Consider the following 15,122-nt stretch of genomic DNA (forward strand, 5'->3'; position numbering starts at 1 on the left):
GCGCGGCCTGCATGCGGTGGAAGGCGCTGCCGTACGGCTGGTTGTCGTAGCGCTGACGCTTCTCCTCCACCACCACCGAGCGCTGGTTGTCCAGCGTGGACTGGTCGAGTGCCTCGCGCAGCAGCAGGTGACGGTCGGACTCCAGCCACAGGGCCAGGTCCAGCGCGCCCGCGGGAAGGGTCTCGAAGTAGTTGGTGCGGTCCAGGGCGGTGGTGGCGTTGGCCGAGCCACCCACGGCCATGAGGCGCTCGAAGTGCTCACCGGTGCGCACATTGGCCGACCCCTGGAACATGAGGTGCTCGAAGAGGTGGGCGAAGCCCGTGTGCCCCGGCGCCTCGTGGCCGGACCCGACCCTCACCCAGAGGTTCACCGCCACCACGGGGGCGGTCGCGTCGGGCTGCACCACCACGCGCAGGCCGTTGGGCAGGGTGCGTTCCACCAGGGGGAGGTCCACGGGCATGCGCGTCACCCTACGTGGCGCCGGGCACACGACGGCGCTCCCCCCATCACCCGTGGGCGATGGGGGGAGCGTCGGTGGTGCGGCGGCCGGTCAGGCCTGGCGGGTGGGCGCCGGGTGGGAGGTGATCTCCTTGACCTCCGGCGAGGGGGCGCCCAGGGCGTCGGTGACCCACGCCTTGAGGGAGAGCGCACGGTTGCGCAGACCCGGCAGGTAGGCCAGGTGGATGCCCAGCCACATCAGCCACGCGGGGACGCGGGTGAGCTCGACCTTCTTGTCCGCACCCAGGTAGCCGACGGCCTTGCCGCGGGCGATGACCGCGAAGGAGCCCTTGTCGAAGTAGGAGTACGGCTCGGTGGAGTCCAGGCCCACGGTGCGGCGGGCGATGGTCTCACCGGCGTGCTTGCCGGACTGCATGGCGTTCTGGGCGACGCCCGGGGCGCCGTCGAACTTGATCATGTCGCCGACGAAGAGGATCTCCGGGTGGCCCGGGAGGGTGAGGTCGTCCTGCACCACGACGCGGCCGGCGCGGTCGGTCTCGGCACCGGCCTTGTCGGCCACCACCTTGCCGATGCCGGCGCACTGCACACCCGCGGCCCAGATCTTGGTGTCGGCCTCGATGGTCTCCGGCTCCTGGTCCTTCACCGAGAGGGTGATGCCCTCGGCGGTGATGTCGGTGGCCATGGAGTTCAGGCGCACCTCGACGCCGAGGTCCTCGAGCTGGCGCTGCGCGGAGGCGCCCAGCTTCTGGGAGAACGGCGGCATGACCTGGCCCATGCCCTCGACGAGCACGAGGCGGGCCTCACGGGTGTCGATGTGCTGGTAGCGGTCAGCCAGAGTGCGGTTGCAGATCTCGGCGAGCTGGCCGACGAGCTCCAGGCCGGTGGGGCCGGCGCCGACGACCACGAAGGTCAGGGCCTTGCGGGCGTCGTCCATGCGGCCCTCGGCGGCGGCCTTCTCGGCGCGGTCGAAGGAGTCGAAGATCAGGGAGCGCAGGTAGAGCGCGTCCTCGACGGTCTTCATGCCGGGGGCGAACTCGGCGAAGTGGTCGTTGCCGAAGTAGGACTGGCCCGCACCGGCGGCGAAGACGACCTCGTCGTAGGCGAAGCGCTGCTCGGCCCCGTTCGCGGTGGCGATGACGGCCTTGCCCTCGAGGTCGATGTCGGTGACCTCGGCCTGCACGATGGTGACGTTGTCCTGGCCCTTGAGGACCTCGCCGATGGAGGGGGCCACCTCGTTCTCGGTGATGAGGCCGGTGGCCACCTGGTACAGCATGGGCACGAACAGGAAGGTGTCGGTCTTGCTGACCAGCGTGATGTCGACGTTCGCGTCGGCCAGCGCCTGGGCGGCGGAGATGCCACCGAAGCCGGATCCGACGATCACGACGCGGCGACGACCGGTCGAGGCCGCCGGGACGGCGGTGTTCTGGGCGGACTGAACGGACACGTGGATCTCCTCGGGGATGCTGCGAGCAGGGGTGAACCGAGCGTGGTTCGCCCCTACGGTACCCACTGTCCCGGGAGTCCCGCGCACCCCCACGGCGCGGCCCGTCCCCATGCGTCGCCGGATGCCCGCGGACGCGCCCGTTCGTGCTCCGGGTGACGCACGAGTGACGGCGATCGGGTACGACGAAGGGCCCGGAACCTTCTGGTTCCGGGCCCTTCGGGCGCTTGCGATCCGGTGGGACCTCGACGCGTTGGTAGCGGGGGCAGGATTTGAACCTGCGACCTCCGGGTTATGAGCCCGGCGAGCTACCGAACTGCTCCACCCCGCGTCGGCGGAGCACTACTCTAGACGATCGGCAGCGCCGATGCAAAACGGTGTGCTGCTGCGGACTCCGGGACCGGCTGCGGGAGGATGGGGGCGTGGAACACCCCGAGACGACCCCCCGGACCGACCTGCCGCCCGAGCACCTGCTGGCCGTGGCCACCGAGACCGAGCAGCACGTGGCCGCCGACGGGTGGGGCCAGCCCGACCGCGTGTTCGCCCTCGTGCGCACCAGCGACCTCGCGGCGGCCGAGCCCGCCCTGGCCGCTGCCCTGAGCGACGCGGGCGCGCTCACCGCGGTGGAGCAGGAGCTGCCCGCCGGGACCGACCTGCACGACTACCTGGGCCACCTCGCCTGGCCGGCCGGCGTACACGGGTGCGCCCTGGCGGTCGAGCGCCGCCGTGCCGCGCACGAGGGCGGGTCCGAGACCGAGGCGGTGCGCCTGCTGGTGCTGGCCACCCGCGAGGACGAGCGCCTCACCCTGGTGCGCCTGGCGCAGCACGACAGCGACGACGCCGTGGCCGTCGCCCACCACGTGGCCGACGACCTCGAGGGCGCGCTGGCCGCGAGCCTGGAGGACTGAGCCGGGTCAGCGCCCCGCGAGGTGCTCCTCGCAGGTGGGCAGGGCGTCGGTGCTGCCCGCCGCGATCGCCTCGACCGCCCTGCGCGCCTCGGCGAAGTCGGTGACGGCCACGTCGTGCATGCCCTCGGGCACGTGGCCCACCACCTGCTCGCAGTTGTCGTCCGGGGCGAGGAACCACGTCGCCCCGGCCTCGCGGGCGCCGTGCATCTTCTGCGCGATGCCGTCGATGGGGCCCACGGTGCCGTCGCTGTCGATGGTGCCCGTGCCGGCGACGTCCTGGCCCCCGGTGAGCGGGCCCTCGGTGAGCTTGTCGTAGATACCCAGGGCCAGCATCATGCCGGCCGAGGGGCCACCCACCGAGCCCGCGTCGACGTGCACGTCCACCGGGCTCTCGGCCAGCGTGGCCAGCTGCACACCGACCACCGTGCGGCCCTCCATCTGCCGGGTGGGGACCGTGACGGTGCGCTGGGTGCCCTTGCGCTGCACCACGACCCGGACCGTGGAACCGGCACCGGCCCGCTGCACCGCCTGCTGCACCACCTGCACGGAGGTGGCCTTCGCGCCGTCCACGGACACGATGGTGTCCTCGGCCTCGAGTCGTCCCTCGGCCGGGGCGCCCGGGACCGCCTGGGCCACGACCACCTTCTCGGTCACCGGCACGCCGGCAGCGCGCAGGGCCACCGTCTCGGCGCTGGACTGGGAGCCCGCCATCTGCGCGGTGCTCACCTTCTGCACCTGGTCGGCGGTCACGTCCTCGGGGAAGACGCGGCTGCGCGGCAGGATCTCGTCCTGCCCCCCGAGCCACGAGGTGCCCACCTCCCACCAGCTCAGCTCGTGGCCGGGGCCGCCGTACATGGCCACCGTGGTCATGCGCAGGGCGCCGTCGGTGGGAAAGGTCTCGTGCCCGTCCACGCGCAGCATCGGGCCGTCACCGGGGCCGTCCTCGGCGAGCACGTCGTAGGCGCCGCCGGGTGTGAACACGACGTAGGGGGCGGTGACGGCGTTGGCCACCACGATGCCCACGACGAGCAGCAGGGACAGCACGAGGCCGAGCACGGCCAGCGGGTGACGGCGGCGGGCGGGGGGCGCCTCCCCGGGGGAGGTGTCGCGGGCCGAGGTCATTGCGACATCATCGCACCGGGCCGTGGGCGCCCCGGGAAGGTCCGGACGGCCACGGGTGTTCACCCCTCACCACGACAGGGAGGTCACGATGAGCCAGGACAACCTGCCCCAGGACGACGCGGGCGCCGACGACGAGCACACCCCCGGCGAGGGCGGCTCCGAGCAGCCCACCGACCCGATGAAGGACATGCTGCGGCAGTTCCTCGGCGACGCCGTGGACTCCCCCGAGGTGGACGAGATGCTCTCCGCGCTGGGCATGGGCGGCGCCGGGGCGGCCGCGGCGGGGGCCGGGGCGGCCGCGGCGGGGGCCGGCGGCGCCGCGACCAACCCGATGGCCGCGATGATGGCGAACAACCCGGCGGCGTTCGGGGCCCTGCAGGCGCAGGTGCAGCAGATGTTCGCCGGCGGCGACGGACCGGTGAACCAGCAGCTGGCCACCGACGTGGCCCGCCGGGCCGCCGCCCAGGGGGGCGACTCCTCGGTGGGCGAGGCCGCGCAGCGCGACGCCGAGCAGGTGGGCAACGTGGCCTCGCTGTGGCTCGACGCGGCCACCGAGTTCCCCGCCGCGTCGGGGGCCGTGCAGGTGGTGAGCCGCGCGGAGTGGGTGGAGACCACCATGCCGGCGTGGGTGGAGGCGCTCACCCCGTTGGCCGAGGGCGTGAACTCGGCCGTGGCCTCCTCGCTCACCGACCGCCTGGGTGACGACCCGGAGACCCTGCGCTCGCAGCTCCCGCCGGGGATGTCGCTGCCCGGTGGCATGGACATGGAGGCCGTCATGGGCCAGATGGCGCCGATGATGGAGCGCATGTCCAGCTCGATGTTCTCGCTGCAGCTGGGCCAGGCCGCCGGGGCGCTGAGCCAGGAGGTGGTCTCCGGCACCGACGTGGGGCTGCCGCTGGTGCCCGAGGGACGGGTGCTGGTGCTGCCGACCAACGTGCGTGCCTTCGCCGAGGGGCTGGAGATCGACCCCGCCGAGGTGATGCTCTTCCTCACCGTGCGCGAGAGCGCCCGCCAGCGCCTGTACGCCGGGGCGCCGTGGGTGCGCAGCCAGGTGCTGGAGGCGGTGCGCTCCTACGCGGCGGACATGCGCCTGGACACCGACGGCATCGAGGCCAAGCTGGGCTCGGTGGACCCCACCGACCCGGAGGCGATGCAGTCGGCGCTCTCCGGCGGGCTGTTCCACCCCGAGCCCAGCGAGCGGCAGAAGGCGGCGTTGACTCGCCTGGAGACCTGGCTCGCCCTCGTGGAGGGCTGGGTGGACGTGGTGACCGACCGCGCCACCCGCGGCACCCTGCCGCACGCCGACGCCCTGGCCGAGGTGGTGCGCCGCCGCCGCGCCACGCAGGGTCCGGCCGAGAAGACCTTCGCCGGGCTGGTGGGCCTGGAGCTGCGTCCGCGGCGCCTGCGCGACGCGGCCAACCTGTTCGCGGCCATGGAGGACAAGCACGGCGCGGCCGCCCGCGACGCGGTCTGGGACCACCCCGACATCGCGCCGGACGCCGCCGCCCTGGACGACGTGCTGGGCTACGTGGAGCGCTGGGGCACCAACGAGCCCGGCGAGGCCACCGGCACCGACTTCGACGCCGAGCTGGCCAAGCTGCTGCAGGACGAGGGCGGCGACGGCGGGGCCGGGGCGCGCTGAGGCTCAGCCCTCCGGGTGCGCCCAGCCGTGGCTGACGCCCTGGAGGAAGACCATCGCCTGGTCGTACCGCGGGTAGCGGCGCACGGCGGCCTGGAAGTCCGGGCCGTGCCCGCGGTGCAGCAGGTGGGCCAGCTCGTGCACCAGCACGGCGTCCACCACCCAGTCGGGCATGGGCTGCAGGCGGTCGCTGAGCCGGATGGTGCCGCGCCCCGGGGTGCACGACCCCCAGCGCGACCGCTGGTTGGCCACCCACCGGACGTCGACCGGCACGGCCACCCCGTGGAAGTAGGTGCGGTTGAGGCGCTGCGCGCGCTGTACGAGCGAGGCGGTCGAGCTGGCGTTGCGCCGACGGCGCAGCACCCTGCCCACCAGCTCTGCCACCGCCCGCTCCTCCTCGTGGGGCGGCATGCCGGCGGGCACGGCCACGTGCACCCGGCCGTCCTGCCAGCGCGCCTGGAGGGTCTTGCGCCGCCGAGCGCTGCGGGTGACCACCACCTCGGGTGCCGGCTCGACCGCCGGCGGCGCCTCATCGGCCCACCCGTCGGGCTCCCAGCCGCCGTCCTCCGGCGCAGGCCCGTCCCAGCCGTCGCCCTCCCAGCCGGGCAGCGGCTCCCCCATCGGCTCCCCCTGGGCGGTCATCGGCCGGTGAACTCCGGGGCGCGTCGCTCGGCGGCCGCGGCGATCCCCTCGGCGAGGTCCGCGGTGGTGAGCGTGACGCCCTGGGCGAGGGCCTCCCACTGCAGGGCGTCGGCCAGCGACCGGTGGCCGCCGTCGCGCAGCGCCACCGTGGTGAGGCGCTCGGCCTGCGGCGCCGTGGAGGCCACGGCCCGGGCCATGTCCAGGGCCTCGGGGAGCACGTCCCCCGGCTCGGCCACCCGCGAGGCGAGCCCGAGCCCCACCGCCTCGTGGCCCTTCACGCGGCGCCCGGTGAGCAGCAGGTCGCGTGCCACCGGCAGCCCCACGGCCTGCGGCAGCAGCCAGGTGGAGGCCATGCCCGGGTGCAGCCCCAGGTGGGTGAACGGCATCGCGAGGGTGGCCTGCGAGGAGACGACGCGCAGGTCGCAGGCCAACGCCACCGCGAGCCCCGCCCCGATGGCGTGCCCGTTGACCGCCGCGATGGTGGGGACCTCGAGCTGGCCGAGGGACAGCCAGGTGGCGTAGAAGCGCGCCATGCGCTCGCGCAGGTCCGTGGCCGAGGCGTCCGGCTCGGCGACGATCCAGTCGAGCTGGCCGCCGGCGCAGAAGGCCGACCCGCGGCCCGTGACCACCACCGCCCGCAGGGCCCGGTGCTCGGCCAGCTGGCGCACCACGCGCGCCCACGAGTCGGTCATCTCCTCGCTCATGGCGTTGCGCTTCTGCGGCAGCGCCAGCTCGACGACCGCGACCTCGCCGGTGCCCTGCGGCAGCAGGTGCAGGGCGAGGTCGGGCAGCTCGGTGGTCTGCGCACCGGGCAGGGACAGGGGGGTCTGCTCGCTCATGGGCCGAACGCTAACCCCCTGACCCGGCCGCACCCACGGGCGCGAGGCGACGCGCTGTGGACGAGCACCCGGGGGGTTGATCTCGTCCACCACCCGGCGCGCGCTCCCGTCGGGCCTGTGGACGGAGGACCACCCGCACCCCGGCGGTGGTGTCAGGGTGCCGCCATGGTCGATCTGGTTCGCCTTCCCCACAGCCTGCGCCCCCTGGTGCGCGCCGACGGCGTCGTGCAGCTGGGCAGCCCACCCGGCCGCTGCCTGGAGGTGGACGGGCTCACCCCCGCCGAGGTGCGCTATCTCACCTCGCTGGCCGGACCGGCCTCCGAGCGCAGCGACCGGGCCGCCGCCCTGGCCGCCGGGCTCGACGAGGAGGCCCGCGAACGGCTGGTGGAGCGCCTCCGGCGGCTCGACGCCGTGCTCGACGTGAGCGACCCGCCCCGCGCCCGGGCCATGTGCGGCGCCCGCCGCGACCGGCTGCGGGCGGCCGTGCAGAGGATGCAGGCCGCCGGCGGCACGGGTGGCTGGGACCGGGTGGAGGCGCGCGACCGGGCGACCGTGGTGGTGGACGACCTGGCGGGGTGGGCCGGGGACGTGGCGGTGGACCGCGTGCTGCACGGCCTGCGCGACCGGCTGCGCGAGGGCGGCGTGGGCCAGGTGCTGGGCCCGGTGGAGGCACCCCGCTGGTGGCACGGCCTGGGGGACCACGGGGCGGTGGAGTCCGCACAGCTGGTGGTGCCGGTGCTCACCACGCGCACCGCGGCGGTGGACCTGCGGCGGCTGGTGGAGACCGGCATCCCCCACCTGCCGGTGGTGGTGACGCCGGGCTGGGTGGGCATCGGGCCGTTGGCGGTCCCCGGCGCCGCGTGCGCGGAGTGCGTGGTGCGCCACGAGGTGCCACCCGAACAGCTGGCACTGGAGTGGGGCGGGCCGCAGGCCGAGAGCCCGACGCTCGAGCACCTGGCGCCGGTGGGTCAGACGCCGGTGGACCTCGTGGAGTGGGCGGTGCGGTGGGGTGCCCGCACGGCGCTGTGGGTGCTGGACACGTCGGACGGCCCGGGCACGGCGGACGGCACCGCGGAGCGGGCCACCACACGGGTCAGCGTGGTGGCCCACTCCCCGGTGCCGAGGGTGGAGCGGTTCGCGGTGCACCCGGACTGCTGGTGCACCGGTCGACGGGCCACGGCCTGAGCCGGGGTCACGCCGCGACGGGGTGCTTGCGCGGGCGGCCGCGGGGGCGCTTGCGCGGCAGCACCCGACCGGAGTCGATGAGCTCGCCGCCCCACACGCCCCACGGCTCGCGGCGCTCGAGGGCGCCCTCGAGGCACAGGGTGCGCACGGGGCAGTCGAGGCACAACGCCTTGGCGTGCTCGACGCCGGCGGGGGTGTCGGCGAACCAGGTGTCGGGGTCGTTCACGAGGCACGGCAGGGGGCTGCCGGCGGCACGGGCTTCGTCGATGAGGGTCTGGTGGTGATCTGCCAGGGCCAACATGCCTGGGAGTCCTTCCGGGGTCCTGCGGATGGGTGCCCGTCGGGGCCACGCACGGCTGCGCGGCGGTGTGGGACGGGGCGGCACGCGCCGGGGGCTGCGTGCGAGGGCACCGGGGTCCGGTCGGGGGACACGGGTGCCGTGGTGGGAGCGGCCGGTGGCCGGTCCTGGGCGCGGGGCGCAGTGGGCGCCGCGACGTCGCGTCAGGCCACCAGGGGGAACGCGGTCGAGGCGGAGCGATCTCGCGTCATGCGGCCGGTGGCCGGCACGAGGTCAACACGCCCACGGGCGTCCGTGGCGGCAGCGCGGGCATCGAGTGCCACTGCGGTGCAGGTCAGGGTGTTGATCATGGTTCTCGCTCCTCCTTCCTCGATCGCGGTCAGGTACCCACCCGGCAGGAGCCGCAGACGACTCCCGGAAGGTGTGGCCCCACCCTAGAAACCCCTCCACGGCGGGGGCAACCGATTTAACGGATCCGCCCGATTCGTGACCTTTTCGAGACCTGCGGGTCGCAGGAGGGCCGGCTCAGCCCGCGGCCTCCTCGCCGAAGACCTCGTCGGCCACGGCCTGCGGGTCCTCCCCGCCGAGCACCCGCATCACCGACGGACCGAAGCGCTCCAGCTTGGCCCGCCCGATGCCGGACACGCCCGCGAGGTCGGCCACCTCGCCCGGGTCGGCGGTGGCGATCCCCTCCAGCGTCACGTCGGTGAACACCGTGAACGCCGGCTTGGAGGTGTGCAGTGCCACCGCCTTGCGCCAGGCCTTGAGCGCCTCGAAGGTGGCCACGTCGTACTCCGGCGGGCAGTCGGCGCAGCGCCCCACCTTGGCCTGGGTGGCGTTCTCCAGCGGGACCCCGCACTGCCTGCACACCGCGGGCCGGGCTCGGCGCCGCGAGCGCCCGCCGCCGGGCTCGGCCGGGGCGCGCGTGGCCACGGCCTCGGAGCCCAGCACGGACGCGGCCCCGGCGAGGAAGCGCGAGGGCTCGCGCTCGCTGCGCGCCCCGGGCCGCCCCTTGGCCCGGGAGAGCAGCAGCCGGTCCCGGGCACGGGTGATGCCGACGTAGGCCAGCCGCCGCTCCTCGTCGACGGCCTGGGGCGTGCGGGCCAGCGAGATCGGCATGAGCCCCTCGGAACACCCGATGATGAACACCACGGGCCACTCCAGCCCCTTGGCGGCGTGCAGCGAGGCCAGCGTGACCCCGTCCATGGCCGGGGCGTGCTGCTCGGCCGCGCGCCGGTCGAGCTCGGCCACGAGGTCGGCCATCCGGGCCTCGGGGGCGGCGGCCGCGAGGTCCTCGGCCACGGTGAGCAGCGCCTGCAGGGACTCCCAGCGCTCCCGCTGCGCCCCGCTGGACTGCGGCGGCTCGTGCGTCCACCCGGCCCCGGAGAGCACGTCGGCGGTGAGGCGCACCAGCGGCAGCTCGCCGTCGTCGCTGCGCACCGCGCCGCGCAGCAGGACGATGCCGGCCCGCACCTCCTGCCGGTTGAAGAAGCGCTCCCCGCCCCGCACCAGGTAGGGCACACCGGCGCGCGCCAGGGCGGTCTCCACCGCCTCGGACTGGCCGTTGGTGCGGAAGAGCACCGCCACGTCGCCCGGGGTCACCTCCCCCGATGCCGTGAGCTCCCCGATGCGCTGGGCCACCCAGCGGGCCTCGGCCTCGTCGTCGGCGTGCACGGTGAGCTCCGGCTCCGGGCCCGGCGGGCGCTGCGCGTGCAGCTCCACCCGGCCGGCCGCCGAGCGCACGTCGCCGGCGATCACCGCGTTGGCCACGCCGAGCACCTGCGGCGTGGAGCGGTAGTTGCGGTGCAGCTGCACCGAGGTGACCCCGGGGTGGCGCGTCGGGAAGTCCAGCAGGTGCTGGGGCGTGGCACCGGTGAAGGAGTAGATGGTCTGCGCCGCGTCGCCCACCACGCACACGTCGTGGCGCTCGCCGGTCCAGGCCTCGAGCAGGGCCTGCTGCACGGCGTTGACGTCCTGGTATTCGTCCACCACGAAGTGCCGGTACTGGCTGCGCACCGTGCGGGCCACGTCGGGGCGGTCACGCAGGATCGCCAGCATCGAGAGCAGCACGTCCTCGAAGTCCATGACCCCGCGGTCGCTGGCCACCTCGGCGTAGACCTCCAGCAGCCGCGCCATCGCCGAGGGGTCCAACCCGCCGGCCGAGCGCTCCAGGCGCCGGGCCTCGGCGGCGTAGGTGGCCGGGGTGAGCAGCGAGACCTTGGCCCACTCCACCTCGGCGGCCAGGTCGCGCACGGCGGTGCGGTCGACCTCCAGACGCAGCCGGCTGGCGGCCTCGGCCACCAGCGGCGCCTTGGAGTTGATGATCTGCGGCGGCGCGCCGCCCACCACGTGCGGGTGGAAGTACTGCAGCTGGCGCAGCGCCGCGGCGTGGAAGGTGCGCGCCTGCACGCCCGGCACGCCGAGCGCGCGCAGGCGGGTGCGCATCTCCCCGGCCGCACGCGCGGTGAACGTGACCGCCAGCACCTGCTGGGCCGGGAAGGCCCCGGCGTGCACGCCGTAGGCGATGCGGTGGGTGATGGCGCGCGTCTTGCCGGTGCCCGCACCGGCAAGCACCCGCATCGCGCCCACGGGGGTGGCCGCCACCTGCCGCTGCTCGGGGTCGAGCCCCTCGAGGATGCGCTCGGGGTCAGTCACGCACGGACCCCCGCACCTCGTCGCGCACCGGCAGCGGGCCGCCGTACCACTGCTCGATGAGGCGGCGGGCGATGGAGAACGGCCCCGGCAGGCCCACCTCGCGCGCGGCGAGCGCGGCGGCCAGGCCCTCCCGGGACACCCAGCGGGCCTCGGCGATCTCGTCGTGCTCCAGCGCCGTGGCGGGCACCTCGTCAGGCTGCGCCCCGGCCCGGGCGGTGAAGCCCACCATGAGCGAGGCCGGGAAGGGCCACGGCTGGGACCCCGCGTAGGTCACGTCCGACACCTGCACCGACACCTCCTCGTACACCTCGCGCGCCACGGCCTGCTCGAGCGTCTCGCCGGGCTCCACGAAACCGGCGAGCACCGACAACCTCCCCTCCGGCCAGTGGCGGCCCCGAGCCAGCAGCAGCCGGTCGCGGTCGTCGACCACGGCCATGATCACCGCGGCGTCCGTGCGCGGGAAGTGCAGGCGCCCGCCCTCCTCGCGGCGCACCCAGCCGGAGGAGACCACCTCGGTCTCCGCGCCGGTCTCCGGGGAGAAGCGGTGCCGCTGGTGCCAACGCGCCAGGGCGACGGCCGTCATCGCCGCCTCGCGGTCCTCCTCGCCCAACGCGCTCCCCACCACCTTGAGGTCCGCCCAGGAGGCCCCCTCGGGCAGGTGCACCGCGTCCTCGTCGGCCACCACCACGGCCACCAACGGGCCGTCGGATCCCCGGCCCAGGAAGACCTCGACGCCGTCGGCCACCCCGTCGGCGTCCAGGTCCGGCAGCTCGCCGGCCGGGGAGGTGCGCCACAGCACCGCCGCCGGGCTGCCGGTCACCGCCACGGCCCCCTCGAGGGTCACCCAGAGACGCCGGTGGGGTGCCTCACGCCCCCACGCCGGCTCCCCCGCCGCGCTCCCCCGCAACCACGCGGCCCGCTGCAGCGCGGGCTCGATCCGGGCGGACGACGCGGGCGGTGTGGGAGGGCTGGACACACCCGCAGCCTATGCGGCCGCACTTAGGGTGTGCGCATGGATCCGGCGCCGTACCTCGCCCTCGTCGTGGCCCTGGCGGTCGTGTGCCAGTGGGTCGCGTGGCGCTGGAAGGTGCCCTCCCTGCTGGTGCTGCTGCTGTGCGGCTTCGCCCTGGGACGGGTGGAGTCCCCCGACACCGTGCTGGGGCAGACCATGCTCTTCAGCGGCGTGAAACTGGCCGTCGGCATCATCCTCTTCGAGGGGGCGCTCGGGTTGCGCCTGCGCCAGGTGCCCGACCTCGGCAAGCCCATCCTGCGGCTGTGCACGTGGACGGTGCTCATCACCTGGGTGCTCGTCACCCTGCTGGCCTGGGGGCTCGGGTTCGACCTGCGGGCCGCGCTGCTCGTGGGCGCCATCCTCACCGTCACCGGCCCCACCGTCATCAACCCCATCCTGCGCACCCTGCGCCCCACCCGGCGCGTCTCCCAGCTGCTGCGCTGGGAGGGCATCGTGGTGGACCCCATCGGCGCCATCCTCGGCGTGCTGGTGCTGCAGGTGGTGACCGCCACCGGCCGGGCCGGCCCCTGGGCCGACGCGGCGCTCACCCTGGTGCGCGCAGTGGGCGTGGCCGTGCTGCTCACCGTGCTGGTGGGCTGGCTGCTCACGTGGATGATGCGCGAGGACCTCATCCCGGACTACCTGCAGGGCGTCACCTTCCTGGCCGCCGCGCTGGGCTCGATGACGGCGAGCAACACCGTGCAGCCCGAGTCCGGTCTGCTCACGGTGACCCTGCTGGGCATCCTGCTGGCCAACCAGACCGACCTGCACATCCAGCACATCATCGAGTTCAAGGAGAACCTGCAGGTGCTCTTCGTGGGCGCCCTGTTCATCGTGCTGGCCGGCCGGGTGGAGCCCGCGCAGCTGGTGGAGGTGGCCCCCGTGGCGGCCGTCTTCGTGCTCGGGCTGGTGGTCATCCGCGTCGTCGCCATCGGGGTGGGCCTGCGCGGCACCGACGTGACCCGGGCGGAGCGGACGCTGCTCATGTCGATGGCGCCACGCGGCATCGTGGCGGCGGCCGTCACCTCGATCTTCGCGCTGGAGTTCGGCCACGCCGCCGACCACGCCATCAGCCTCGGCGAGGCCGCCCGCGAGGACGGTGACGCCGCCCAGGCCGCCGCGCTGTTCGAGCGCGCCACCGACCTGCACGCCCTCTCGGTGGAGGTGGACCGCCTGGTGCCGTTGGTGTTCATCGTCATCGTCTCCACCGTGGCCCTGTACGGCCTGGGAGTGGGCCGGCTGGCCGAGCGGCTCGGGCTGGCCACCGCGAGCCCCCGCGGGGTGCTCTTCTCCGGCGCCGCCCCGTGGGTGGTGCCGGCCGCCAAGCGCCTGCGCGAGCTGGGGGTGCCGTCGGTGATCGTGGCCCGCGAGCGCGCGGACCTGCGGGCCGCCCGCATGTCCGGCCTGCGCACGGAGGCCGCCAGCATCATCAGCGAGTACGCGGTGGAGGACATGGACCTGGCCGGCATCCGCTCGATGGTGTGCGCCACCCGCGACGACGACACCAACGCCATCGCCGCCGGGGAGTTCTCCCACGTGCTGGGGCGCAGCCACGTGTACACCCTCAAGCGCCACGAGGACACCGACCGCGCCCGGCAGGCCACCGCCGGCCACCTGGTGGGCAACATCGCGTTCTCCCCGCCGATGGACTACGACGAGCTGCTGCAGCGCACCCGCAACGACCACAAGGTGACCTCCACCGAGCTCACCGAGGAGTACGGCTCGGACGAGTTCTGGAACGACCACCCCGAGGCCGTGGTGCTCTTCGTGCACTCCGAGGAGACCACGCGCGTGGCCTCCGGCAGGCGGCAGTCCGGCGAGGCGGGGAGCACCTTCGTGGCCCTGGTTCCGGTCGGCGCGGACGGCACGCCGGCCACCGGCCCGGTGCCGACCACCACCGGCGCGCACCCCGCGGTGGCGTGAGGTGGACGTGAGAAGGTGGGCGCCGATCTCCGGGAGGTGCAGGTGAAGAAACCGGTTCGCCCCACGTGGGCACGCATGGCGGCGTGGTCCGTGGCCGCCGTCCCCTCGATCGCGCCCCGTGGGGTGGCGTGGGTGGACCCCGGTGGCGCGGACCACGAGGTGGCCCAGGTGGTCGACGCCGACGACCGGCGCTGGTCGGTGCGCCGCACCGACGCCGACGCCACGCCCGGTGAGCGGCTCGCCGAGACGCTGCCGGCGGACCTGCACGGTGCACCCCCGGCCGTGGCCGGCAGGACGATGTTGGGCGACGGCTCCACCGTCAGCGTGCGGCCGTGGGTGGCCGGGCGCTCCCTGCGCTGGGTGATGGTGCGCCCGGGCGACGCCGTGGTGGAGCACTTCGCGGCCTTCCTCGCCGCGCTGCACGGCACGGACCCCGCAGCGCTCGGCGACGCCGCCGAGGTGCCGACCGCGGAGGACCTGCGCACCGAGCGCCTCGACCTGCTGGACCGTGCCGCCTCGACCGGTGTGGTGCCGCCGCGTCTGCTCTCCCGGTGGGAGGAGTCCCTCGAGGACGCCGAGCTGTGGGCCGTGCAGCCCTGCGTGGTGCACGGACGTCTCGTGGACGAGCACGTGCTGGTGACCACCGACCACGACCTGGCCGCCGTCATGGGCTGGTCCGGGGTGCACGTGGGCGACCCCGCGGAGGACTTCGCCGTGGTGAGCCGGTCGGCCACCCCGGACGTGCTGGGGGCCGTGCGCAGCCGCTACGCCGAGCTGCTGGGCCGCACCGACGAGCGGCTGCTCGAGCGCGCCCACCTGGTGGCCGAGATGCGCGACCTGCCGCGGCTGGTGGTGGCGCACACCCGCGGGGACTCGGCGACCGTGGCCGACATCGAGGCCGAGCTGGCGCACCGCTCGCGGCTGCTCGCCGAGGCTGAGGAGCTCGACGCCTGGGAGTGACGCCGGGCTGGCGGGGGTGGTCCGCCGCGGCACCCCCGT

Annotated in this window: 14 protein-coding genes and 1 tRNA gene; 5 read left to right on the forward strand and 10 right to left on the reverse strand. The window is 74.8% G+C overall.

The features are described 5' to 3' along the window. From CYJ76_RS12330 to CYJ76_RS01615, 3 genes are all read right to left on the reverse strand, one after another. A partial coding sequence (locus CYJ76_RS12330; protein WP_180802170.1) for a M16 family metallopeptidase occupies window positions 1-460 on the reverse strand: 460 nt, incomplete at its 3' end. 90 nt (window positions 461-550) lie between these two features. Beyond that, window positions 551-1,903: an NAD(P)/FAD-dependent oxidoreductase gene (locus CYJ76_RS01610; RefSeq protein WP_180802171.1), complete on the reverse strand. Its 1,353-nt coding sequence runs from the start codon at window positions 1,901-1,903 to the stop codon at window positions 551-553. Window positions 1,904-2,154: 251 nt separating this feature from the next. Then, window positions 2,155-2,231 (reverse strand) — tRNA-Met (locus CYJ76_RS01615). A 91-nt stretch (window positions 2,232-2,322) separates the two neighbouring features. On the opposite strand from CYJ76_RS01615, the gene CYJ76_RS01620 reads away from it, so the two are divergent. Beyond that, window positions 2,323-2,808 carry a PPA1309 family protein gene (locus tag CYJ76_RS01620; protein WP_238138110.1) on the forward strand — a complete coding sequence of 162 codons (486 nt, stop codon included), beginning with the start codon at window positions 2,323-2,325 and terminating at the stop codon, window positions 2,806-2,808. 6 nt (window positions 2,809-2,814) lie between these two features. Here CYJ76_RS01620 and CYJ76_RS01625 read toward each other — a convergent pair whose 3' ends face one another. After that, complete coding sequence (locus CYJ76_RS01625) at window positions 2,815-3,930, reverse strand: YlbL family protein (protein ID WP_101849058.1); 1,116 nt, start codon at window positions 3,928-3,930, stop codon at window positions 2,815-2,817. Between the two features lie 88 nt (window positions 3,931-4,018). Here CYJ76_RS01625 and CYJ76_RS01630 point away from each other — a divergent pair, with 88 nt between their 5' ends. After that, the gene (locus tag CYJ76_RS01630; protein WP_101849059.1) at window positions 4,019-5,572 is read left to right on the forward strand and encodes a zinc-dependent metalloprotease; all 1,554 of its coding nucleotides are present in this window, start codon (window positions 4,019-4,021) and stop codon (window positions 5,570-5,572) included. Between the two features lie 3 nt (window positions 5,573-5,575). Here CYJ76_RS01630 and CYJ76_RS01635 read toward each other — a convergent pair whose 3' ends face one another. Further along, entirely contained in the window at window positions 5,576-6,211 is a 636-nt protein-coding gene (locus CYJ76_RS01635) for a M48 metallopeptidase family protein (protein WP_083323680.1), read from the reverse strand. Then, window positions 6,208-7,050, reverse strand: coding sequence for an enoyl-CoA hydratase/isomerase family protein (locus CYJ76_RS01640; protein WP_101849060.1), 843 nt, complete (start codon window positions 7,048-7,050; stop codon window positions 6,208-6,210). The genes CYJ76_RS01635 and CYJ76_RS01640 overlap by 4 nt, the downstream gene beginning before the upstream one ends. A 165-nt stretch (window positions 7,051-7,215) precedes the next feature. Here CYJ76_RS01640 and CYJ76_RS01645 point away from each other — a divergent pair, with 165 nt between their 5' ends. Further along, the gene (locus tag CYJ76_RS01645; RefSeq protein WP_101849061.1) at window positions 7,216-8,235 is read left to right on the forward strand and encodes a hypothetical protein; all 1,020 of its coding nucleotides are present in this window, start codon (window positions 7,216-7,218) and stop codon (window positions 8,233-8,235) included. A 7-nt stretch (window positions 8,236-8,242) separates the two neighbouring features. On the opposite strand, the gene CYJ76_RS01650 is transcribed toward CYJ76_RS01645, so the two are convergent. From CYJ76_RS01650 to nudC, 4 genes are all read right to left on the reverse strand, one after another. Next, window positions 8,243-8,536, reverse strand: coding sequence for a WhiB family transcriptional regulator (locus CYJ76_RS01650; protein ID WP_101849062.1), 294 nt, complete (start codon window positions 8,534-8,536; stop codon window positions 8,243-8,245). Window positions 8,537-8,736: 200 nt separating this feature from the next. After that, entirely contained in the window at window positions 8,737-8,883 is a 147-nt protein-coding gene (locus CYJ76_RS12335; protein WP_168168508.1) for a hypothetical protein, read from the reverse strand. Between the two features lie 175 nt (window positions 8,884-9,058). After that, window positions 9,059-11,188, reverse strand: coding sequence for an ATP-dependent DNA helicase UvrD2 (locus tag CYJ76_RS01655; RefSeq protein WP_101849063.1), 2,130 nt, complete (start codon window positions 11,186-11,188; stop codon window positions 9,059-9,061). Beyond that, a complete protein-coding gene (gene nudC, locus CYJ76_RS12340; protein WP_180802172.1) occupies window positions 11,181-12,164 on the reverse strand; it encodes an NAD(+) diphosphatase in 984 nt (327 codons plus the stop codon). Before nudC ends, CYJ76_RS01655 begins: the two co-directional genes overlap by 8 nt. Before the next feature lie 36 nt (window positions 12,165-12,200). Here nudC and CYJ76_RS01665 point away from each other — a divergent pair, with 36 nt between their 5' ends. Further along, complete coding sequence (locus CYJ76_RS01665; protein ID WP_101849064.1) at window positions 12,201-14,123, forward strand: cation:proton antiporter; 1,923 nt, start codon at window positions 12,201-12,203, stop codon at window positions 14,121-14,123. Between the two features lie 75 nt (window positions 14,124-14,198). Then, window positions 14,199-15,083, forward strand: coding sequence for a phosphotransferase (locus CYJ76_RS01670; protein WP_101849065.1), 885 nt, complete (start codon window positions 14,199-14,201; stop codon window positions 15,081-15,083). Window positions 15,084-15,122 lie beyond the last annotated feature (39 nt).

This window comes from Kytococcus schroeteri (assembly GCF_002847825.1).
Classification (GTDB): domain Bacteria; phylum Actinomycetota; class Actinomycetes; order Actinomycetales; family Dermatophilaceae; genus Kytococcus; species Kytococcus schroeteri.